General features: G+C 40.9%; 21 protein-coding genes. 13 read left to right on the plus strand and 8 right to left on the minus strand.

Annotated features, from left to right (window positions below):
• Positions 1-23 precede the first annotated feature (23 nt).
• The gene (locus tag HUN01_RS34050; protein WP_181929863.1) at positions 24-548 is read right to left on the minus strand and encodes a phage tail protein; all 525 of its coding nucleotides are present in this window, start codon (positions 546-548) and stop codon (positions 24-26) included.
• A complete protein-coding gene (locus tag HUN01_RS34055) occupies positions 548-850 on the minus strand; it encodes a hypothetical protein (RefSeq protein WP_238845901.1) in 303 nt (100 codons plus the stop codon). Before HUN01_RS34055 ends, HUN01_RS34050 begins: the two co-directional genes overlap by 1 nt.
• 129 nt (positions 851-979) lie before the next feature.
• Here HUN01_RS34055 and HUN01_RS34060 point away from each other — a divergent pair, with 129 nt between their 5' ends.
• From HUN01_RS34060 to HUN01_RS34100, 10 genes are all read left to right on the plus strand, one after another.
• On the plus strand, positions 980-2,464 hold the full coding sequence (locus HUN01_RS34060) for an eCIS core domain-containing protein (protein WP_203219518.1): 1,485 nt from the start codon (positions 980-982) through the stop codon (positions 2,462-2,464).
• 76 nt (positions 2,465-2,540) lie between these two features.
• Positions 2,541-2,693, plus strand: coding sequence for a hypothetical protein (locus tag HUN01_RS34775; RefSeq protein WP_194367993.1), 153 nt, complete (start codon positions 2,541-2,543; stop codon positions 2,691-2,693).
• A 742-nt stretch (positions 2,694-3,435) separates the two neighbouring features.
• Positions 3,436-4,524, plus strand: coding sequence for an LLM class flavin-dependent oxidoreductase (locus HUN01_RS34065; RefSeq protein WP_181929864.1), 1,089 nt, complete (start codon positions 3,436-3,438; stop codon positions 4,522-4,524).
• Positions 4,525-4,588: 64 nt separating this feature from the next.
• Entirely contained in the window at positions 4,589-5,425 is an 837-nt protein-coding gene (locus HUN01_RS34070; protein ID WP_181929865.1) for a hypothetical protein, read from the plus strand.
• 1,142 nt (positions 5,426-6,567) lie between these two features.
• Entirely contained in the window at positions 6,568-7,653 is a 1,086-nt protein-coding gene (locus HUN01_RS34075) for an aliphatic sulfonate ABC transporter substrate-binding protein (protein ID WP_181929866.1), read from the plus strand.
• A 78-nt stretch (positions 7,654-7,731) separates the two neighbouring features.
• Positions 7,732-8,625: a MetQ/NlpA family ABC transporter substrate-binding protein gene (locus tag HUN01_RS34080; RefSeq protein ID WP_181929867.1), complete on the plus strand. Its 894-nt coding sequence runs from the start codon at positions 7,732-7,734 to the stop codon at positions 8,623-8,625.
• 39 nt (positions 8,626-8,664) lie between these two features.
• Complete coding sequence (locus HUN01_RS34085) at positions 8,665-9,642, plus strand: methionine ABC transporter ATP-binding protein (protein WP_181929868.1); 978 nt, start codon at positions 8,665-8,667, stop codon at positions 9,640-9,642.
• A 107-nt stretch (positions 9,643-9,749) separates the two neighbouring features.
• Complete coding sequence (locus tag HUN01_RS34090) at positions 9,750-10,613, plus strand: MetQ/NlpA family ABC transporter substrate-binding protein (RefSeq protein ID WP_181929869.1); 864 nt, start codon at positions 9,750-9,752, stop codon at positions 10,611-10,613.
• Positions 10,614-10,630: 17 nt separating this feature from the next.
• Positions 10,631-11,500, plus strand: a complete 870-nt coding sequence (locus HUN01_RS34095) for a MetQ/NlpA family ABC transporter substrate-binding protein (protein ID WP_181929870.1) — start codon at positions 10,631-10,633, stop codon at positions 11,498-11,500.
• A 98-nt stretch (positions 11,501-11,598) separates the two neighbouring features.
• Positions 11,599-12,933: an LLM class flavin-dependent oxidoreductase gene (locus HUN01_RS34100; protein WP_181929871.1), complete on the plus strand. Its 1,335-nt coding sequence runs from the start codon at positions 11,599-11,601 to the stop codon at positions 12,931-12,933.
• Positions 12,934-12,935: 2 nt separating this feature from the next.
• Here the strand turns inward: HUN01_RS34100 and HUN01_RS35850 are convergent, their stop codons facing one another.
• The 3 genes from HUN01_RS35850 to HUN01_RS34115 all read right to left on the minus strand — a co-directional run bounded on the left by HUN01_RS35850 (position 12,936) and on the right by HUN01_RS34115 (position 14,345).
• On the minus strand, positions 12,936-13,106 hold the full coding sequence (locus tag HUN01_RS35850) for a hypothetical protein (protein WP_238845903.1): 171 nt from the start codon (positions 13,104-13,106) through the stop codon (positions 12,936-12,938).
• A gap of 120 nt (positions 13,107-13,226) precedes the next feature.
• Positions 13,227-13,433: a peptide-methionine (S)-S-oxide reductase gene (locus HUN01_RS34110; RefSeq protein ID WP_338044519.1), complete on the minus strand. Its 207-nt coding sequence runs from the start codon at positions 13,431-13,433 to the stop codon at positions 13,227-13,229.
• A gap of 315 nt (positions 13,434-13,748) precedes the next feature.
• Positions 13,749-14,345 carry a peroxiredoxin-like family protein gene (locus HUN01_RS34115; protein WP_181929872.1) on the minus strand — a complete coding sequence of 199 codons (597 nt, stop codon included), beginning with the start codon at positions 14,343-14,345 and terminating at the stop codon, positions 13,749-13,751.
• A 528-nt stretch (positions 14,346-14,873) separates the two neighbouring features.
• Here HUN01_RS34115 and HUN01_RS34120 point away from each other — a divergent pair.
• Together HUN01_RS34120 and HUN01_RS34125 are read left to right on the plus strand one after the other, a co-directional pair.
• Positions 14,874-16,358, plus strand: a complete 1,485-nt coding sequence (locus tag HUN01_RS34120; RefSeq protein WP_181929873.1) for a CIA30 family protein — start codon at positions 14,874-14,876, stop codon at positions 16,356-16,358.
• A gap of 195 nt (positions 16,359-16,553) precedes the next feature.
• Complete coding sequence (locus tag HUN01_RS34125; protein WP_181929874.1) at positions 16,554-16,901, plus strand: hypothetical protein; 348 nt, start codon at positions 16,554-16,556, stop codon at positions 16,899-16,901.
• 178 nt (positions 16,902-17,079) lie between these two features.
• Here HUN01_RS34125 and HUN01_RS34130 read toward each other — a convergent pair whose 3' ends face one another.
• Positions 17,080-17,295, minus strand: a complete 216-nt coding sequence (locus HUN01_RS34130) for a hypothetical protein (protein ID WP_181929875.1) — start codon at positions 17,293-17,295, stop codon at positions 17,080-17,082.
• Between the two features lie 216 nt (positions 17,296-17,511).
• On the opposite strand from HUN01_RS34130, the gene HUN01_RS34135 reads away from it, so the two are divergent.
• Positions 17,512-19,032 (plus strand): aminotransferase-like domain-containing protein, encoded by a 1,521-nt coding sequence (locus HUN01_RS34135; RefSeq protein ID WP_238845905.1) that lies wholly within the window; start codon positions 17,512-17,514, stop codon positions 19,030-19,032.
• Positions 19,033-19,099: 67 nt separating this feature from the next.
• Here HUN01_RS34135 and HUN01_RS34140 read toward each other — a convergent pair whose 3' ends face one another.
• Positions 19,100-19,627 (minus strand): SH3 domain-containing protein, encoded by a 528-nt coding sequence (locus HUN01_RS34140; protein ID WP_181929876.1) that lies wholly within the window; start codon positions 19,625-19,627, stop codon positions 19,100-19,102.
• 101 nt (positions 19,628-19,728) lie between these two features.
• A complete protein-coding gene (locus HUN01_RS34145) occupies positions 19,729-21,237 on the minus strand; it encodes a UbiD family decarboxylase (protein ID WP_181929877.1) in 1,509 nt (502 codons plus the stop codon).
• Between the last annotated feature and the right edge of the window lie 48 nt (positions 21,238-21,285).

The raw sequence follows: 21,285 nt of genomic DNA on the forward strand, positions 1-21,285 counted from the left end.
AGTTATAGTTTCAAAAGAGGCAATTAGCTAGAAACGAAATATCCTGTTTTTTGATTTCGTTGTACAGAAGTTCCTCCTCCTGTCGCTCTTGCTACTTGTAAACCTTCATAAGCTAAAGTTAATTCTTCAATGGCAACTGCTTTGCCATCTGCTTGGAGTGCTGGTGTTTTCCAGGTTATAGGAATAGCACCAATCAAAGTCCAACTCATCATCGTTTCACCAGCTTGATTGAAAATCAGAATGTTGACATTGCGTCGAGATGTTTTCTTTTGTTCATCAAAAACTGCATTCATCCAGTTCCAAAAACCTGGATGATCGGTAACTCCACGTTTAAGAGTTATGTCTGCAAATTCTGTATGACCTAAATAAATTCTTTGCTGGTCGTTGACACCACCTTCTTGAAAAACATTTTTCTTAATTTGAATACTTAATCCTGTACATTCGGCGAAAGATGCAGCAATAGAACTGTCTATCTCAACGTAAAAACGATTAGTAGTGACATAATTTAATTCGTGAGTAATGTTGCCGTTATTAGCGCCTGTAGCCATCACAACCACCTTTGGGAATTATAATTACCAAGTCTTTCTCGCTGCGATCGCAAGTCTTCTAGCAAAAGTTTATATACGTGTTCTGTAAGTTGGTTCAAAAGCCGTGAGTCGTTGAGGTATCTACCCGCAGCAATAGCTGTCTTGCTAGCATCAGATGCCGCCGAAACCCCCGCGTATCCAGCAGTACCGCCAACATCTCCATCGAATGTGAAAAAACTTGGTTGCTGATTTGAGTCCATAAATAAAAAAACCTCTCCTAAAATCAAGGCTAAAGGTACTGCGTCAGAATCAAAAGTAGCCAAAAGTCGAACTTGCCTTTTGCCTAGATTCAGACTTTTGAGCAATTGTGCTAAAAGTGCGATCGCAGTAATCTAGGTATTGGTAACAGGAAAATATTCATCTAGCTACTGCTTGGGTATCAGGAGAAGAAAATGAGAGAACAGGTTAGTCGGCAGAAAAAAACTACTACAGACTTCTCAATTCCATCTCTGAAACATCCGACACCCGGCTTTGGTTTGGAGTCGTCGGCAATTTCACGCCAAGCGGTTCCAAAAATACAACCACTCGATAAGCCACTTACTCATGATATAAGTTGCATACCACTGCGTAGCCAAGCAAAACTCTCAATTAGCCAGCCTGGAGACATTTACGAACAGGAAGCTGATAGCGTAGCACAGCAGGTAATGCAAAGAATGGCGCAACCTGTAAATCATCAGTCTATCCAACGAGAAGCATTGCCAGAGGAAGAAGAAGAATTGCAAATGAAATCTCTGGACAATAGCACACTGCAACGAGAAGTATTGCCAGAGGATGAGGAAGAATTGCAAATGAAATCTCTGGACAATACACTGCAACGAGAAGCATTGCCAGAGGAAGAAGAAGAATTACAGATGAAGCCGATGATGCAGCGTCAGGCTGAGGCTGGGATGGCTTCTGCACCTGACTTGGAAGCGTCCATTAACCAAGCGCGGGGGGGTGGACAAATCATGGCAGACAATATCCGCGAACCGATGGAACAGGCGTTTGGTGCAGATTTCAGTGGGGTGAAGGTTCACACGGATGGTCAATCCGATCAGTTGAATCGGTCAATTCAGGCGCGGGCTTTCACAACGGGACAGGATGTGTTCTTTCGACAGGGGGAATATAACCCAGGTAGTCGGGGCGGTCAGGAGTTGTTGGCGCATGAGTTGACCCACGTTGTGCAGCAAAATGGAGTCCTCACCAAAGGTATCATTCAACGCAAAGAGGTAACAGAATTGGTCAACAGCCTAGAAACGGTCATGGTCGAGGGCAAGCTTAAAAAAGAGCAAATAATTGACGGTTTGAAACAACTGGACGAATCCGATCGCAATGACCCTAACTTTGCCCGTGCTTTGGTGGATTTTGTTAAAGCCCGGAATCAAAAAGAGTTCAACATCGAAGACTTGACATCTCAACCAGACCCTAAATTTGGGAAGAAACATGTGGACAAAAAATGGACTTTTAGACACTACACAACCCAAAAGTATGAAAGCCTCCAATCGCTTGCACAACTGGAAGCAAAGGGAATAGAAGCAAGCAAAAACACAAATGCTCGAGACTGGGAGGATCTCGGAAACCAAGGTTATGTCTTTGGACTAATAGCGATCGATGGGGAAGTTCCAAACCGAACTTGGTTGTCTAATATGAAATATTATGCGGAGTACGACCTTAAGAAACTAGACAGTGTTTGGGTATCGGGGGATATGCTGACCGACGATGGTCGCAAGCAGAACAGCTATCAAGGTACCGGAATAAATATAGTTTACCAGTTGTCAAAAATGCTCGGCTTCATTAACCAGAACTCGGCAAACGAACTCGATGGGAAATTCAAAAATGCACTCGAAGCCAAGGTGTCGCCAGCTTCTCTCGGCTCTCTTAATTGGACGGATGTATAAACAGTATGGTGCGGTGCGTTAAGCTGTCGCGAACGCACCCTATATAGCTTCAGGGAAGGCGGAAGTTCCTACAGACTTGAAATTTGTCAAATTATCAGAATTTGCCCACCCTACACCTCTTGAAGTGCGATCGCCTGATATTATAAAGGTGAATTGCTTGATGAGTGCGATCGCTGATCTCGTAGCGACTGTCTTGAAGGTCAAGTGCGATCGCAAAAGAAAAACCTGAAAACAAGTTGACGCAACTGGGGAACTGCTTCGCTGATTTGGTGATGCCTGATACGGGTATCCAGATTTTGCATTGGTAGGGTGTGACGGTCTACCACTTCTTAGTAAGATACAAGGGTGTATTCAGAATTCAAATAGTAATCCTATAGAATTGCATAATAGATATTAATCATTTACAACTTTTTGTATAGAAAAGCACAAACTAACTTAATAATTATCCGCCTCTTTAGTTAGAGGATAAATGAAGTAGTAAGCTGGTGTAATTTAACAATGCGTAACAGCTAATCAACGCGCAAGTTATAAGGAGTGATGGGTGAGGTGTCAATACTATAAAATCTCGTCACTCCTTTTTACTTACTTCAAGCTTTTTACAGGTTAAAGGATTTTGTATTAAGCACTAAAGTGCTTAAATCAGGGCTAGATCCCCGACGAAAAAGTTCCTTTAGTATAGCTGCCCGACGCTCGCGGACTCGCTCTAAGCGAAGCCATGCCGTTGGCGGAGCCTCTCGTAGAGAAGGCTTTACGCTGCGCTATCTGCAAGAACTGCCTTTTTCAATAATATATTCTCCTTTCCTCAAGTTCCCTGTCCCCAACCACAGAATCCAGATACCCCCTTGTTTTTTATCCTCATCTATGCAAATCTCATAGTATACTACGGTAGCTCGATAGATTTATCGTATGATTTAACCCAGGTACAAAAATAAATAAAGTTTTAGTGCCTACTACAAAGGTTCTAGAAAACTATGTCTGAACCACGCTATGGGATTTGGATTCCCGTTTACGGTAACTGCGGCGTGATGAACCATCCTCTTGAACCTCGTGATGCTAGTTACTCACGAGCCAAGAATTTAATCCAGTTGGCCCAAAGGTGCGGATTTACCACAACTTTAATAGCGCAACATATCATCAATCCCAGGAACCAAGAACTTGACCAGCTAGAAACTTGGACAGCAGCAGCAGCACTGGCAGAAGCAACAAACTCTATCGAGATTATTGCAGCTGTTAAGCCATTACTATTTCATCCCGCCGTCTTAGCAAAGATGGCCTTAGGTATTGATGCTATAAGTCATGGACGTTTTGCGATTAACTTAGTAAGTGCCTGGTTCAAGCCAGAAATGGAAAAACCGGGGATAAATTTTCTTACTCATGATGAGCGTTATCGCTATTCGGATGAATGGATTAGGGTCGTAAAAACTTTGTGGAGTGGAGAAAAAGTCAACTTTCACGGTGAATATTTTCAGATCAATGATTTGAAGCTCAATCCTCCACCTGTAGCCAAACCACATCCGCGTGTGTATCTAGGGGGAGAGTCAGAACCAGCCCAAGAACTAGCTGCAAAAGAAGCCCATACATTTTTCCTCAATGGTCGTCCGATTGAAGTCATCCGCGAAACCATTGCGGCTGTTGCTCAAAAAACTAAGTTTCGCTCTCAACCTCTGGGCTTCGCCATGTCAGCTTTTGTCATTGCTCGACCGACAGACGAAGAAGCAGAAGCGGAATATCAAAACCTTAGAGCAATGGTACTAGCACAAGACGATCGCTCAGAATTACTCAAAGGAGTAGATTCGGAAGTAGTTATGTTCAAAAACATGGCTAAGTACCCTGGTGTAGGGAGCAATGGCGGTACAGCAGCAGGATTGGTTGGTAGTTATGAAACTGTAGCCCATCGGATTGCTGAATTTACCAAAGTAGGAATTGGTACTTTCATGCTGCAATTCCAGCCTTTTGCCACAGAAATGGAGCGTTTTGCTGCGGAAATTATACCGAGGGTGCGATCGTTAACGGTAGATAGTGAAGCGAGCGCCAACTTGAAAATAGGAGCTAGAGGCTAAGAATTTTAGATTTTAGATTTTAGATTTTGGATTAAATTGTTCTCCACTACCTAAAGGAAACTTTATGACAGCAATACTTACTCGTCCAGCTTGGACTACTGATTTAGAACTGGAAATTTTTGACAAACTACTTGATAAATATGCTCCTCATCTGCCGAAGAAGCGATGCCTGCGGCGGGCTACGCCTACGCAAGAACCGAGATCGCCGGAAACTGATGAGGAAAGAGAGAATTTCTACCGCTTTCGTGTAGCTGGTGCAGCCCATGACCTGTTTATTGTGCAAGTCTGCGCTAAGATAATCGACTCCTTTCCTGACCCAGAATTACAGCTATTTTTGAGTAGACAAATAGGTGATGATGGCGCACATGCTCAAAATACTCGTTTAAGAGCGCAAGCTATATCGGGACGTGACCCTATTAAGGATATCCAAAAGCAGGTGCAGAAGCATTGGGATTACATGGGTGATTTACCCATTCGTAATTGGCAAGGCTTTTTAGCATTTGAGTTGCATTACGAACTTCATATTGTGGCTTTGTTATTCATCAATAGTAGTACCAGCAAAATTAATGACCCAGACTCAGCTAAATTTTCGGCAGAAAGAATCCTGCCAGATGAAGCTGTTCACCGCCTGGGAGTTGTGGATTGGTGGCAACGTAAATTTGATCAAGCTTCACCCGCCGAGAAAGAGGATTTAATTGCACAAGTCATAGAAGCAGATGAAGAAGGTCAACGCCGACGCAATCCTTACCTTCGGGATCATTGGCAGTTGAGTCAAAAAGCTATTGGTATTGAAATTGATGATTTGCCAGTAATTTATGATGCTTGGCGGCAAGAGGTTCTTTCTTACTTCTTGGATATCCCTATATCTAGACTGCCCAAACTTGTGAGTGTGAATGATTGATGTTGAAGGAGACACAAGATAGGAACTCTTTATCCCTCTTCTGTCACTCTCCGAAAACATTTGCCTTTTCTAAAATCTAGAGCTTTTGTATAACAAGCGATTGCGCGATTATTTTCTAATAACAAATACAAGTCCTATTTTTTTCTAATAGTATAGCTTGTATTGATTGCCTCATGAGGCTTCTAGCGATCACTTTCCCGGAAAGTGACAGAAGAGGGTTATAGCGGTTCCCGATCTAGTGAGGTACGTTTTTAAAGCTATTAACCTTGGTGAGCAAGATTTGGGTGTACCTCAGTTGCCTGGGAAACGCTATAACCCTCTTCTGTCACTCTCCGAAAACATTTGCCTTTTCTAAAATCTAGAGCTTTTGTATAACAAGCGATTGCGCGATTATTTTCTAATAACAAATACAAGTCCTATTTTTTTCTAATAGTATAGCTTGTATTGATTGCCTCATGAGGCTTCTAGCGATCACTTTCCCGGAAAGTGACAGAAGAGGGATAACCCTCTTCTGTCACTCTCCGAAAACATTTGCCTTTTCTAAAATCTAGAGCTTTTGTATAACAAGCGATTGCGCGATTATTTTCTAATAACAAATACAAGTCCTATTTTTTTCTAATAGTATAGCTTGTATTGATTGCCTCATGAGGCTTCTAGCGATCACTTTCCCGGAAAGTGACAGAAGAGGGATAACATCTGATTTTAATTCTACATCTTGTAACTCTCTTACTTACAAAATGCTAGATTTTATATAATTTTAGATATTCCTAATTATTAATAGATTAGGAATATTTATGTTTACCAAATTAATTTATCAATATTTCATTTATTCTGGCTAAATAGAATATTAACTATTTTTCGATTGATATACAAAAATTTTAAATTTAGTCGCGGAAAACACTACAATTTTAAAATTGTAAGTTCTATCATATTTTATCTAATAAAACTAATTTTTCAAGACTTACGCCAAATACCTCTCAAACTCTTATTACTCTGCGTTGTCTATGGTTCGATTTTCCTTTATAACTGTGGAACTCCTATTTTTGTAAGAAAGTTCGATATTTAATTTGAGCTATAACTTTTTTTTACATATAACCTAGATTTTAAATTCGGACAAAAATGCTAAGAGGCAAAGTAAAAATATGGTCACTCGATTGATAAATCAGTTTTTAGACGCTATCAAGAAAAGAAGCTTATTTCGACATCACGATATTAAAACTTTTATTCTATTCTTTGTTATTGGTATAGGTTTTAGTTTAGCGATCGCTTCTTGTACTCCTAGTAATTCCGCTGATGCACCCGCACAACAACCCCAAGTACCCAAGCTAACAGTGCTGAAAATGGGACATCAAAAAGGAATGGCATTGCTAAATATTATCAAAGCGCAAGGAAGTTTAGAAAAGCGCTTACAACCCTTGGGTATTTCTGTCACCTGGAATGAATTTTCCTCTACAGCACCTCTGTTGGATGGGATGGGTGCAGGTGCGATCGTTTTTGGTGGCGGTGGCGGTACAGGAAGCGTCTTTGCTCAAGCAGGAGATAAATCATTTGTCAGAGTTGCAGCCGGTACAGGTAGCACTAGAGGTTCAGCTATTTTAGTCCAAGAAAATTCACCGATTAAGACTCTTTCTGATTTAAAAGGTAAGAAAGTTGCTTTTGCAAAAGGTTCTGGTCAGCACTATATTATTGTGCGTGCTTTAGAGAAAGTAGGTTTGAAATTTAGCGATATTAAACCTCTTTACCTGACACCAGCTGAGGCTTTACCAGCGTTTGATCGTGGTGATATTGATGCATGGTTAATTTGGGACCCTTATACTGCTGAAGCTGAACGTAAACTTCGCACTCGTCTATTGGCAGATAATAGCACTGTATTTGGAGACAAAGCTCCACTAGAAAGCCCAAGCTTTTATTATGCTGCTCCAGATTTTGTGCGCGATTATCCAGATATTCTCAAGACAATTTTGCAAGAGCTAGAAAAGGCTGGTGCTTGGTCTAGAGACAATTATCAGGATTCAGCCAAACTCCTTTCTAAGCTGTATAAAATTGATTTGAAAACAATGGAAACTGTAGAAGAACGTGGTGGTAAACGTGAGGTGTTACCTGTAACAGATGAGGTTTTGAGTGGATTGCAACGTATGGCAGATACCTTCTATGAACTCAAAATCATTCCTAAAAAAATTGATGTCAAAGATAAAAATTACAACTGGTTTTCTGAACAAAAGTGGTAAATCTAGATAACTCGTAATTCGTAATTAATAAAAAATGAATTTCTGCTCACATTTTTGTTTATTAGATTAGGCGATCACATGAAAATTTCCATCAATATTAACCGTCGATTGTTTTTAATAGCATTTATATCATTTGCGGCTTCTACAGTATTTTCTAGCTGTAGTTCACCTCAAAATAATTCTGCTGCTAATACAACTACCAATCCATCAGTAGCCCCAGTTGGGAATGCATCTACAGCTGGAGCTAAAGAGAAAATCAAAGTTGGTGTAACGCCAGTTCCAGCCGGAGAAATTTTAGATTTTGTCAAAAAGAATTTAGCAGATGAAGCTGGGCTAGATATCGAAATAGTTACTTTTAATGACTTTGTACAGAATAACACTGCTTTAAAAGATGGAGTAATTGATGCCAATTATTTCCAACATATTCCTTTTATGGAGGACTATGGTAAGAAACATAATTTCGAGATGTATGCCTTTACTCCCCAAATTCACTTGAATCCAGTAGGTATTTTTTCTAAAAAATATAAGTCTATTAAGGATGTGCCAAATAAAGCCCTAGTCAGCATTCCTGATGATGTTAGTAATGCCCATCGTGCTTTAAAAGTGTTGGAAGAATCAGGCTTAATCAAACTCAAGCCAAATGTCCGTCCTGTGAGTCCTAAAGATATTATTGGAAATCCCAAGAATATCCAAATTAAAGAGATACCAGGAGCGCAAGCAATTCCTACTCTTCCTGATGTTGACTTAGCAGGAGTTACAGGTAATTGGATTGTCCAAGCTGGATTAAAAACTGATAAAGATGCCTTAGCATTGGAGTCAGCTAACGACCCAATTTATGCTGTTACCGTCACAACATTAAAAGGCAAAGAAACCGATCCCAGAATTCAAAAACTGTATAAGTTGTTGCGTGATGATAAAGTCAAGGAATTTATGAAAGATAAATATCAAGGGGCAGTACTTCCCATTCCTTAAAAAGTTGTTAGTAATAATTTATTGTGGAGAAATTCTGAGATGATTGGATTTACCGATGTCCGCAAAGTTTATAATCAAGACAGCCAAAAGACTATAGCTTTAGATGGAGTTAGTCTTCTGGTAAAACCAGGAGAAATTTTTGGTGTTTTAGGTCAAAGTGGTGCAGGTAAAAGTACTTTAATTCGTTGTGTTAATCAGTTAGAAAAACCTACATCGGGTTCAGTTGTAGTTGATGGACAGGAGATGACAAAACTTTCTGGAGATAAGTTACGTCAAGCTCGTCAACACATTGGCATGATTTTTCAACATTTCAATTTACTTAATTGCAGAACTGTCGCGGAAAACATTGCTTTTCCTCTAGAAGTGATGGGTTACAGTAGACTGAAACGCCGGACTAAAGTGGAAGAATTAATTTCACTTGTTGGGTTGACAGGTAAGGCTGATGCTTATCCGGCACAACTTTCTGGTGGTCAAAAGCAACGGGTAGGTATTGCTAGGGCTTTGGCTGGAGAACCAAAAGTTTTACTTTCTGATGAAGCGACATCAGCACTTGATCCGCAAACTACGAGGTCAATTTTAGATTTATTGCGCGACTTGAACAAGCGTATGGGTTTAACAATCTTGCTGATTACCCATGAAATGGCTGTAGTCAAGCAAATCTGCGATAGTGTCGCTATACTCAATGCTGGCAAGATTGTGGAAAAGGGATATGTTAGTGATTTAATCGCCAAGCCAGAATCATTTCTAGCGCAGGAATTTTTTCCCCATCGCAATGGTTATAAACCAAAGCCTGGTGCAGTTATTGCCACGATCGCCTTTGCAGGAGAACAAGCTAGTCAACCCATTTTCGCCACCCTAGCCCGTAATTTTGATGTGGATATCAATATCCTCAGTGGGAGTGTGGAAACAGTAGGCGATCGCCGAGTTGGTCAGTTTCACGTTGAATTAGAAGGTCAAAAGGTAACTCAAGCTTTGAAATATTTACACGAAGCAGAATTTGAAGTACAGGTGCATTGAGTTGGGGATTGGGGATTGGGAAGAAAATCAATATTAAATCTCACTTTGTTAATTAGAGAATTTCCTTTCTGAACTGAATTAAAAATTACGAATTACGAATTATTATCATGTTTTCTCCAAAGTTTAATCGCCGCTATTTTATCCTAACAACAGGATCTGCGATCGCATCTATTCTTTTCACCAGTTGTACACCAAAACAAAATTCATCTACGGGTCAATTAGTCAGCCAATCAACTAAGACAGAAATTCTAAAAGTTGGTTCTCGAAATAGCGTTACTGAAGATATTTTAAAGTTCGTTCAAAAAGAACTAGCTCCCAGTCAGGGGTTAGAGTTTCAGATTGTGACAATCAGTGATTCGATAAAGATTAACGATGCCCTGAAAAATCGGGAAATTGATGCTAATCTTTTTCAGCATGAACTATTTATGAAGCAAGCAGCCAAAAGACTCAATGCGGATTTCTCCATGCTCAATCGCAGTTATACTTCCGTATTCGCACTCTATTCAAAACGACTAAAAATAAAATCTGTTGATGAAATTCCTGTAGGCGCAACTATTGGTATTTCTAATGATGACAGCAATCAAGATCGTGCCTTGAAATTCCTCAAAAACCTTGGCTTAATTAATCTGAAAGAAAAGTCAGGTGAGTATTTCACATTGCAAGATTTGATTTCTCATCCGAAAAATCTCCAAATTAAGGAATTAGACAATTATGCCCTTGCGAGAGCGTTGGATGATATCGATTTCGCTGTGGCATATTCATCCTTCCTTCTCCAAGCAAAGATAAATCTCGCCCCAATTGCGTTAGACGATATTGGGATTGCTGATAAAAAATATGCAACAGGGTTGGCAATTTTGCCAGAAAAAGCAAATGACCCCAATATCCAAAAACTAAATAAATTGCTTGTCGATCCCAAATTGAAGGACTTTATCAACACCAACTACAAAGGTACAGTCGTGCCTTCATTCTAAACTAGGAAATCATCGAGATGAGCGTTAAAGACAAAGGTTTAACAGGGATAAAACGTCGCTATTTTATACTAGCGATCGCATCTATTCTTTTCGCCAGTTGTACACCAAACCAGAATTCACCAACTAGTCAATTAGTCAGCCAGTCAACCAGTCAGCCAACACCACTAAAAGTAGGTTCTCGAAATAGTACCACTGAAGATGTTTTAAAATTCATTCAAAAAGAAATAGCTCCCAGCCACGGTTTAGACTTTCAAATTGTTACCATAGCTGACTCAGTGAAGATTAATGATGCTCTCAAAAATGGGGAAATTGATGCTAACGTTTTCCAGCATGAACCATTTATGAAGCAAGCTGCCAAGAGACTCAATGCAGATTTTGTCATGCTCAATCGCAGTTATACTACCCTAAGCGGACTATACTCAAAACGACTAAAAATCAAATCAATCGCTGAAATTCCTGTAGGAGCGACAATCGGTATTTCTAATGATGACAGCAATCAAGATCGCGCCTTGAAATTCCTCAAAAATATTAACGTAATCAATTTAAAAGAAAAGTCAGGTGAGTATTTCAGCGTCCAAGATGTGATCAAGCATCCCAAAAATCTCCAAATTAAGGAATTAGACAATTACGCCCTAGTCAGAGGGTTGGATGATCTCGATTTAGGTGTGATATCTGCATCCTTCCTTGCACAAGCAAAGGTATCTTTAACCCCCATTGTGATAGACGAGATTGGGATGGCTAACAAAAATTATGCGGTGGGTTTGGCAACTTTGCGATCAAAAGCTAATGAGCCTAATATTCAAAAACTCAATCAATTACTTGTTGATCCCAAATTGAAGGATTTTATCAACGCCACCTATAAGGGTACGATCGCGCCTGTGTTCTAAACTTAACTTGTTCAAATTGATCGTCAATCCGCCTCATCCTGAGAGATTGAGGTTCCAGGGGAGAGCGGCGCGTTTAAAACCATATATACGGAGGGATAATGAGCGGATCGAAACAATTAAAACTGGGTGCGTTCATGCGTCCGGTAAGCATACATACAGGCGCTTGGCGATATCCTGGAGCTTTACCTGATGCCAATTTCAACTTCCCAGCGCTGAAACGATTCATCCAGAAATTAGAGCAGGGCAAGTTTGACGCATTCTTCATGGCTGACCACTTAGCGGTGCTGAATATGCCAATCAACGCCCTAAAGCGCAGCCATACTGTCACCTCCTTTGAGCCATTTACCCTGCTTTCTGCCCTTGCCAGCGTTACCGAACACATCGGTCTAGTAGCCACCGCTTCGACGACTTATGACGAGCCTTTCCACATCGCTCGTCGCTTTGCGTCTCTTGATCATATCAGTGACGGTCGTGCTGGCTGGAACATCGTCACCACATCCAATCCAGATGCAGCGCTTAACTTTGGATTAGAAGAAGAGGTAGAACATGACGAACGCTACGTGCGGGCTAGGGAATTTTATGATGTCGTAACTGGTCTTTGGGATTCCTTCGCTGACGATGCGTTTATTCGGGATGTGGAATCAGGAATTTATTTCGATCCTGAAAAAATTCACGTTTTGGGTCATCAGGGAAAACATCTCTCGGTGCGGGGGCCATTGAACATCGCCAGACCTGTCCAGGGTTGGCCGGTGATTGTTCAGGCGGGTGCATCTGAAGCCGGACGGCAATTAGCTGCCGAAACTGCCGAGATGGTGTTTGCACCTGCTGGTAATTTGGAGGCAGGCAAGGCTTTGTTTGCAGATATTAAAAAGCGGGCGTGGATAATTGGACGTGACCCAGAAAGCATCAAAATTCTTCCAGGTGCTTTGGTAATCGTGGGCGAAACTGTGGAAGAGGCGATCGCCAAGCGTAAACATTTAGATAGCCTAGTACATTATGACAGTGGCATCGCTAGCTTGAATGGCGCTCTTGGCTACGACGTTTCCGGCTTCGATCCCAATGGTTTTTTACCAGAAATCCCTGAAACTAACGCCGGACGCAGTTCTAGGGAGCGGATAGTAGCCTTGGCGCAACGGGAGAAGTTGACCATTCGCCAGTTGGCTCAACGTGTGGGTAGTTACGGCGGGCTGTCTTTCGTCGGTACGCCTCAAACCATCGCTGATGAAATGGAAAAATGGCTGATTGAGGAAGGGTCTGATGGCTTCAACATCATGTTCCCTTTTCTGCCTGAAGGGTTAAATGATTTCGTAGACAAAGTTATCCCAGAACTCCAATGGCGTGGGATTTTCCGCAAAGACTATGAGGGGAAAACTCTGCGCGAAAATCTGGGACTTGCCCGCCCCGCTAACCGCTTTTTCAAGTCTGATCGCTAATTTTAGTCATTACCCCCCAAAGGAGGATACATTGACATCCACATCTCTTCTTCTCTATGTCGATTTGTCTGAGTCATCAGCGATTGCAGAATAAATCGACGAGGTTTTTCCTGATACACCTTTGTATCCAAAAGAATCACAGAGTCGAGCCAGAGCGCGTCAGGTACAAGCATGGCTCCGTAGCGATCTCACGCCCATCCGTCCAGCTATGGGTTAATCAAAAGCGATCGCCACTTTAATATATAGCTTGTTGTCGTCAGACATCGCATTGAACAATGGTTGCTGAAGGGAAGTCAGGCAATGTCTACAACCATGCTCCCCCTACGCGCAGCGTGTCCAGTTGTGCCTCTATAGACATCTTCGTAAGTTGGATTCTCAAAGTGTCCGCCACTGTAACCAACTGCTGTAGAAGTTACACCTTTTAGTTGACGAAATGCTGCTTCAACTTCCCAGAAACAACCTGCTCCAAATATCGCTTTTTGTAGAGTAGCATTTTGCATATCTTTGATAATTCTTTTGTGATAACGTTAGAGAAAATTCGTCAAATCAGGCAAATTCTTGAAAAGAAAACGATTTCTTAAAATTGCCTGATTTCTACTAAATACGATCATGACAGATTATCCTGATATGAGTCTGATATAGGAATCCGCTTTGATTTCTGAACTGATTTGCGTAGGCAGGGAATAGGCAATAGGCAACAGTCAAGAAGGCTTCTTAGTTGTACTGAGTTTTTTCAGAAATCAAATATGAGTCCTATATAAAGCTGAGTATTATCTAAGAATTGGAAAAAATAGTGGAAATCTAAAATCGATATTCTAGCTTTTGCCAACTATAGGAATATTTCGTAGAATACTCACAATTTCAATTGGGTCTAACCGTTTAGTATAATCTGCATCAACAAAAGCATAAATGATTTTTCCGTCTTGAGCAACTACAAATGTAGCTGGGATAGGTAGTTCAAAAGACTCATCTCCATTGTATCTAGGCAACACATGACCTTTCTCGTTTAATATAGGTCTTAGAGACTCTGGGATTTGAAACACAATCCCAAATTGACGAGCAATATGATTGCTGCGATCGCTCAATACTTCATAAGTTAGTTCATGTTTTTCTACAGTTGAGATAGTATGGCGAGTAGTTTGAGGTGAAATAGCAATTAGTGATGCTCCTAATGTTTGAATTGCAGGTAATGCTTGCTGGAGTCCTGCTAGTTCCAAGTTACAGAAAGGACACCAAGAACCTCGGAAGAAGGAAATAACTACAGCCCCACTAGCCAGTAGTTTTTCTATTTCTACTAATTGACCGAAAGCATTAGGTAGAATGAAATTAGGAATAATATCTCCTACCTTTAAAATTTGGTCAATCATACCAGAATAAACTAGCTCATTTTTAATAGAGTCTGTAAAATTCATCGTAATTTTCCTGAAAGTTAACTTATACTTTTATGTACCTTTCTAGAGAAATACTGTTGCAGTGAATTTACTGAAAAGTAATGAAATGCATTTTTTAAAAAAGTAGACCCTTGGATTTGCATGGCTGGGATAATTGCTTTAGGTTCCAAGGGATGATTATCATCTACTATTACTACTCTGGTTATTTTTATACACGTTAAGTCATCCATTCAATGAGACAATTACTTATAATAAGGAAGCTTCAGAACGCAGAAAACAGTGAAAATGCGATTATGCCTAATGGCTGACAATCTAAATCTTCAGTTAGCGATCGCTAAAGTATATGGGTACTGAACTTCAAAAAATCATGATTATATTAAATACCATCTGCGTCAGTAAAAGCAGGTATGCCGAACCCAAATTTTGCTGAGTAGTAGAATAAAAAATAATACCAGTACCGTACTTAATCAAGTGTAAAATAGATAATACTTGAACTACTTCTTCATCGACTGATTGGGCTAGACTTAAGAAAGTTATGAGGACGCAAATATGACTGACAAAAATCGTTCTCAATGGGACTTAGGCAGGTTTATCGAAACCCTGACTTACTTTGAGGTAATTCCTTTCCTTAACTGGGTACAGCAGTTAATCCAAGGTCGTCCTAAGGATAATCAATATAGACCCAATGGAGGAAGAAACGTGGGTGTAATATTAGTAGCGGGTGCAACAGGTGGTGTAGGTAAACGAGTAGTGCTGCGATCGCTTGAGCAAGGTTATAAAGTTCGCGCACTAGTACGAGACATTGACAAAGCGCGGTCAATTCTTGGTAACGATATAGATTTAGTAGTTGCGGATATTACTCAACCAGAAACTTTAACTCCTTTAGTTATGGCTGATATCCAAGCTGTAGTTTGTTGTACAGCAGTGCGCGTACAACCAGTTGAGGGAGATACAGCAGATAGAGCAAAATATTACCAAGGTGTTAAATTTTACCAACCAGAAATCGTTGGTGACACCCCAGAAAATGTAGAATATCAAGGTGTCAAAAACTTAGTCCAAGCTGCGGCCAAATATTTACCCCAAGCAAACGAAAAACTAATATTTGATTTCACAAAGCCATCGGCAGAATTAAAAGATAACTGGGGAGCGTTGGATGATGTTGTCATGGGTGGTGTGAGTGCCAGTAATATCCAACTGTTAGAAAATACGGCCTTATTTGCTGGTAATGTCTCCACCGCTAACTCTGGCGGATTTGCTTCTGTCAGAACTAAGAATTTTGATCCACCCTTCAACTTATCTGGTTACGTAGGTGTGAAATTGCGCGTCAAAGGTGACGGTCAGCGTTATAAAATCTTTCTGCGAACAGATACAAAATGGGACGGTATTGGCTATAGCTATTCCTTTGACACGGTAGCTAATACCTGGATAGATATTCACATTCCGTTTGCAGATTTGATTCCCGTATTTCGGGCAAAAGTTGTCAAAGATGCGCCGCCAATTGAGCAAAGTAGAATTTGTTCATTCCAACTGATGTTGAGCAAATTTGAATATGATGGCGCTTTAAATCCCAAATTTACTCCTGGTGGTTTTACTTTTCAATTGGAATCAGTCAAAGCTTATGGCGGGACAACTTTACCACAATTTATCCTTGTCAGTTCAGCAGGTGTAACCCGTCCCGGACGCCCCGGTATTAATTTAGATGAAGAACCCCCAGCAGTGAAATTAAATGACCAATTGGGAGGAATTTTAACTTGGAAATTGAAGGGAGAAGATAGTTTAAGAGAAAGCGGAATTCCTTATACGATTATTAGACCTTGTGCTTTAACTGAAGAGGCAGGAGGTAAGGAATTAATATTCGAGCAAGGTGATAATATTAAGGGAAAAGTCAGCCGTGAAGATGTGGCAAAACTTTGCGTACAAGCTCTCAAACTAGCGACAGCTTGTAATGTCACATTTGAGGTAAAACAAGGAGACAATACTCTTAACTCTATCGATTGGCAGAAGCTATTTTCTAACTTAGAACAGGATAAATAAGAGGATGTTTGAAAAGTCCTCTTGTCGGTAGAAAAAACTTTAGCTCCTCCTAAATCCACGCCACTTGCTCCTCTCCCTCTGGGCTACGGTGTGTACAACGTAGCCTTTTCAAGTGGGGTTAGGGGGGATCTAAAAGTGCCTCAAGTCACAGCGAAACACTTTTCAAACAACCTCTGTAAGACTTTAGCTATTGACATGAATAAAATCAAAGTGCTAGTACTTGCCGGTATTTTAGTAACAATTATCTGGGCTGGGTTATTTCCCAAAACTGCTTCATCCCAGCAAGTGGAGTCCCGAATCAATAACCTGGAAGCGGACTTTAATCGTGTTGAGTCGCGGTTAAATCAGATAGAGTCTCAACTAGGTCGAACCGGCCAGTCTCCATCCCCAAGGACAACACTTACCCCACGACAGCCAACTGGTTCTAGAGGAAATTTATCACAGCAAGATCGGATGTTTGATCGGCTTGCAACTTTGGTGATTGAATTAAAGCAACAAGTCAACAAATTAGAGGAGCGAGTTGCTAAATTAGAACCACGCTGAATATTTCAATTGTCTAGAATACAGGTTTTTGGTAGGGACAGATAGAATTTAGTTCCCCTACTATAGCAATACGGTTCGGTTAAGGCTTTTTGATGAAAATTTTAGATCACAAAGATTCGATAATTTATCACACAGACGCGATAAATCGCCGTCTCTACAATAATCGTGTTAATAAATGCTATCTGTAGTAACACTTATCAATCCAAATTCGCATTTCTTCTTCAGAACCAAAACAGGCAGATCGTCCTGTGATTGGATCGTAAGCGTGCCAACAAGAAGTGTGACCACGACGGTCTGATTCGTGCCACACTTGGAGGTCAGAACCACTAGCCATCCAGATAACAAAATGTTGCCAATATTTTTGTAAATTTAACAAAAAATTAAATTTATTCATAGTTAAAGCACCTGATAAATAGTGAACTATTACTTTTACTTTCACGTAAGAGTTTTAAACTGAGAAGGTACAGTTTTGGCAGATTTGATCTAGTACAGTTCAGCTTCGTTTCAACTGGTATAGTAAAAAAACTCTCAACTGTACTAGGTAAAGTTCGTACAAATAGCTTATATTGCCAATATTGATGATTATTCAGTCATTGACGAGTGTGCCAAAATGAAGATTTTGTTAGAACGGCAGTCACACAAACCGATTTATTTGCAGATCCGCGATCGCATCAGTCGTCTGATTAAATCTGGCGCACTCAAAAATGGCGATCGCCTGCCTTCTATCCGCTCTCTGGCAGATAGTTTACAAGTTAACAAACTCACTATTATTGAAGCCTATAACGTTTTAGAAGCAGATGGGATTGTTTCCGCCCGTCAGGGTTCGGGATATTTTGTCAGCAGTGTTTCTCTGAACAGTACCAACCTAGAATCTACATTTGCCCCAGCCCAAAATGTCATAATTACAAAACCAGGAAAGTGTTCTTTTTATGAAATGTATACTCCACTGGTGCAATCACAAACTGAGCCAGGGATAATTAATTTTGGCTACGGTTATCCTCGTCCACCAAAAGATATCAACCTCATTGCCAGACGAGCGCTAAGACAAGAAGATACTGATATTTTCTTTCCTCATGAGATGCCTCAAGGACAACTAACTCTGTGCAGACAAATTGCCCAGATGCTAGTACATCAAGGATTAGAGGTTTTTCCAGAGGATTTAATTATTACTAATGGCTCTCAGCAAGGGTTGTCATTAGCGATGAATTACTATGTACAACCTGGTGATTGGGTGATTGTGGAAGCTCCCACTTATTATGGTGCAATTTCTATCTTAGAAAACTTAGGAGCCAAGATTATTGGTATTCCCATGACTGCCGAGGGAATGAATTTAGATTTATTAGAGCAATATCTACACAGCCACCGCCCGAAATTAATTTATACCATTAGTACCTTTCACAATCCAACCGGATTGACAACAACACAAAATCATCGTCAACAATTATTAGCATTAGCCGAAAAGTATGAGTGTCCAATTTTGGAAGATAATGCTTATGAAGGAATAAATTTTGATGCAGTGCCGGCGCCAATTAAAGCTTTAGATAAAAATAATTTGGTAACTTACTTAAGCACCTTTTCTAAAACTTTAATGCCTGGTTTACGAGTGGGCTATATGGTAGTTACAGGTAAGCATTATCAAGCAATTATTGAGCAGAAGTTGCTTCATGACTTGCATACATCCAGTATTTCGCAAACAATAGTTAGCGAATATCTTGCTTCCGGACATTACCGCCGTCACCTCAGCCGACTTCGCACAGATAATCTGCAAAGTCGTAATACGATGCTGCAAGCTTTGGAACGTTATTTTCCTGAAGAGATTCGCTGGACAGTTCCCACGGGAGGATTATTTCTTTGGGTACAGTTACCAGATGATCTTCCGATTGGGACAATTCGCAAGGAAGCCTTCGCACAAAATGTTTATCTGGCGTGTGGTTCGGCATTTTTCCCCGATAAGCAGGGTTATCCAGCGATGCGTCTGACTTTCTGCCTTCCGCAAGAGGAGATTGAGCAAGGTATTTCGATTGTGGGTAAGTTGCTGAAAAAGTATATTTCCAGAAGAGACGCCGAGAGTTGTCTGAATACCGAAAGCCAGCGCTCAGTTAGCGCAGCATTAGCGATCGCGCAGCGTTAGGTAGAAAATAGAAAAGATGCCGCATCTGTCCAAGTCGCAAGCATGGATAGGTTTGCGGGGTAGGGTTCTAAGAACAACTAGTAAGAGCTGCACCACATTGATCTTCCCTTGTTAACCAACCCTTAACACCTTGATATTCCACCTGTGCCCAATCTCCTTGACAACCGAGTAATTTGACAGCCGTATTAGCAGGAATTATTCTCAATTTTCGGCTTTCTTGACTGATACTACTATATAAATCCACACCATTAGTACCGTAACCCTGCGTTGTTAAGCCTAACTTTGGCACGAATACCCATCCAGTTCCTTGAAAACCATCGCTAGCATTAGTAATCTGTACCCAATCTCCAGCAGCACCAATAACCTGAACTGTCTCGTTGATAGGGATTTGCCCTAGAATTGTCTTATTTCTACTTGCACCACTCCGCACATTTAACCCTTGTGGATCTGGATCGGTGACGTAGGCAAGAAGATCGCACTTTTGAAGATTAGTTGATTTCGCTAAACTTATTTGATTAGCTATACCAGTATTGAGGATTACACTAATACAGCTTAATGCTAATCTTATCACTAAATTTGATGCTGGATTTTTCACTTTTTTGTAAATAATTTCTTCAATTTTCTGCCACCATTTGTAGGGGCATACAGATGTACGCCCCTACTATGTATCTTTATTAGGTATTTTATGAGATGGTATTATCTCATATCGTAGCCAAACAAATTCGGGTCTACTTCTCCTAACTGCAACTCTGCTAAACCATACTCTGCCCATCGTCTCTCTACCATCGCCGCCACCTCTGGGTCAGATTCCAAAGGTGAACCCCATTCATGGTCTGTTTCTGGCGGAATTTTTGTAGTTGCATCAATTCCCATACGTCCACCTAAGCCAATCTTTTCACTGGCAAAATCCAAGGTATCAAAAGGTGTATTTGGCAGAATAAAGACATCCCGCACTGGGTCAACTTTGGAACTAATCGCCCACACAACTTGACGCGGATCACGAATATTTATGTCTTTATCCACAACAATTACAAATTTTGTGTATGTAAATTGTGGTAAAGCACTCCAAAACGCTAAAGCTGCTCGTCGCGCTTGTCCCGGATATGCTTTATCTATGGAAATAATCGCCGCTTTGTAACTCAAAGCTTCCATTGGGAGGAAGAAATCGACAATTTCTGATACTTGTTGCCGCAGTATGGGCGTATAAATGCGATTTAGTGCGATCGCCATCATCGCTTCTTCTTTAGGTGGACGGCCGCTAAATGTTGTTAAGTAAATCGGATTTTTCCGGTGCGTCATACACTCAAAGCGTACCAACGGCGAATCTTCCACGCCGCCGTAATAACCCATGTGGTCGCCAAAAGGCCCATCGGGTAAAACTTCCCCTGGTGTAATCGTCCCTTCTAAGACAAATTCTGAATCTGCGGGAACTTCCAAATCGACGGTTTTACATTTCGCCAACTGCACACCAGAACCGCCGTACAGTCCAGCGAACAGCCATTCTGATAAATCTACAGGGATGGGTGTGGCAGCTGCCATAATAATTAGAGGATCAACACCAAGTGCGATCGCAACTTCTAATTTCTTCCCACGTTCGGCCGCTTTTCGCAAATGCCTGGCCCCACCCCGCACCGATAACCAGTGAACGGTCATCGTATTCTTGGATTGCAGTTGTAAACGATACACACCTACATTTGGTGTCCCCGTCTCACAATCCTTGGTAATTACCAATCCCAGCGTGATAATCTTGCCAGCATCACCAATATAAGGACGTATCAAAGGCAACTTGTTTAAATCTAAATCATTACCTTGAAGTACAACTTGCTGACAAGCAGGGAAAAAATCCCGTCCTGGTTTCGCCTTTACCACGTCAAACAATACTTTTCCAAAATCTATCGCCTGGGAAATCTTCTTCGGCGGTTTTGGCTGTTGCAGCATACTGAGTTTTTTCCCCAGAGTTTCCAATTCCTCTGGATGCTGCATATTCATCGCCCAGCAAATCCTTTCCACAGTTCCCATCAAATTCACCGCCACCGGGAAAGAAGCGCCTTTGACGTTTTCAAACAACAACCCTGGGCCACCTTTTTGCAGCATCCGGTTGGAAATCTCAGCAATTTCTAAATCTGGGTCAACTAAAGCTGAAATTCGCCTTAATTGTCCTCTTTCTTCCAAAATTTTAATGAATCCCCGTAAGTCTCTCGCCATTGTTCTAATAAAACTGATTGTTTAAGAAGTGTGAAGCGCTTTCTTATA

Origin of the sequence: Nostoc edaphicum CCNP1411 (assembly GCF_014023275.1) — a bacterium.
GTDB lineage: Bacteria > Cyanobacteriota > Cyanobacteriia > Cyanobacteriales > Nostocaceae > Nostoc > Nostoc edaphicum_A.

What these genes read in the sequence shown, in the direction of transcription:
- HUN01_RS34080 (WP_181929867.1), top strand. Translation starts at nt 7,732, where the DNA reads ATGAAAATTTCCATCAATATTAACCGTCGATTGTTTTTAATAGCATTT.
- HUN01_RS35850 (WP_238845903.1), bottom strand. Translation starts at nt 13,106, where the DNA reads ATGCTTGTACCTGACGCGCTCTGGCTCGACTCTGTGATTCTTTTGGAT.
- HUN01_RS34130 (WP_181929875.1), bottom strand. Translation starts at nt 17,295, where the DNA reads ATGAATAAATTTAATTTTTTGTTAAATTTACAAAAATATTGGCAACAT.
- HUN01_RS34095 (WP_181929870.1), top strand. Translation starts at nt 10,631, where the DNA reads ATGAGCGTTAAAGACAAAGGTTTAACAGGGATAAAACGTCGCTATTTT.
- HUN01_RS34075 (WP_181929866.1), top strand. Translation starts at nt 6,568, where the DNA reads ATGGTCACTCGATTGATAAATCAGTTTTTAGACGCTATCAAGAAAAGA.
- HUN01_RS34115 (WP_181929872.1), bottom strand. Translation starts at nt 14,345, where the DNA reads ATGAATTTTACAGACTCTATTAAAAATGAGCTAGTTTATTCTGGTATG.
- HUN01_RS34125 (WP_181929874.1), top strand. Translation starts at nt 16,554, where the DNA reads ATGAATAAAATCAAAGTGCTAGTACTTGCCGGTATTTTAGTAACAATT.
- HUN01_RS34145 (WP_181929877.1), bottom strand. Translation starts at nt 21,237, where the DNA reads ATGGCGAGAGACTTACGGGGATTCATTAAAATTTTGGAAGAAAGAGGA.
- HUN01_RS34060 (WP_203219518.1), top strand. Translation starts at nt 980, where the DNA reads ATGAGAGAACAGGTTAGTCGGCAGAAAAAAACTACTACAGACTTCTCA.
- HUN01_RS34070 (WP_181929865.1), top strand. Translation starts at nt 4,589, where the DNA reads ATGACAGCAATACTTACTCGTCCAGCTTGGACTACTGATTTAGAACTG.
- HUN01_RS34050 (WP_181929863.1), bottom strand. Translation starts at nt 548, where the DNA reads ATGGCTACAGGCGCTAATAACGGCAACATTACTCACGAATTAAATTAT.
- HUN01_RS34085 (WP_181929868.1), top strand. Translation starts at nt 8,665, where the DNA reads ATGATTGGATTTACCGATGTCCGCAAAGTTTATAATCAAGACAGCCAA.
- HUN01_RS34135 (WP_238845905.1), top strand. Translation starts at nt 17,512, where the DNA reads ATGAAGATTTTGTTAGAACGGCAGTCACACAAACCGATTTATTTGCAG.
- HUN01_RS34100 (WP_181929871.1), top strand. Translation starts at nt 11,599, where the DNA reads ATGAGCGGATCGAAACAATTAAAACTGGGTGCGTTCATGCGTCCGGTA.
- HUN01_RS34120 (WP_181929873.1), top strand. Translation starts at nt 14,874, where the DNA reads ATGACTGACAAAAATCGTTCTCAATGGGACTTAGGCAGGTTTATCGAA.
- HUN01_RS34110 (WP_338044519.1), bottom strand. Translation starts at nt 13,433, where the DNA reads ATGCAAAATGCTACTCTACAAAAAGCGATATTTGGAGCAGGTTGTTTC.
- HUN01_RS34065 (WP_181929864.1), top strand. Translation starts at nt 3,436, where the DNA reads ATGTCTGAACCACGCTATGGGATTTGGATTCCCGTTTACGGTAACTGC.
- HUN01_RS34090 (WP_181929869.1), top strand. Translation starts at nt 9,750, where the DNA reads ATGTTTTCTCCAAAGTTTAATCGCCGCTATTTTATCCTAACAACAGGA.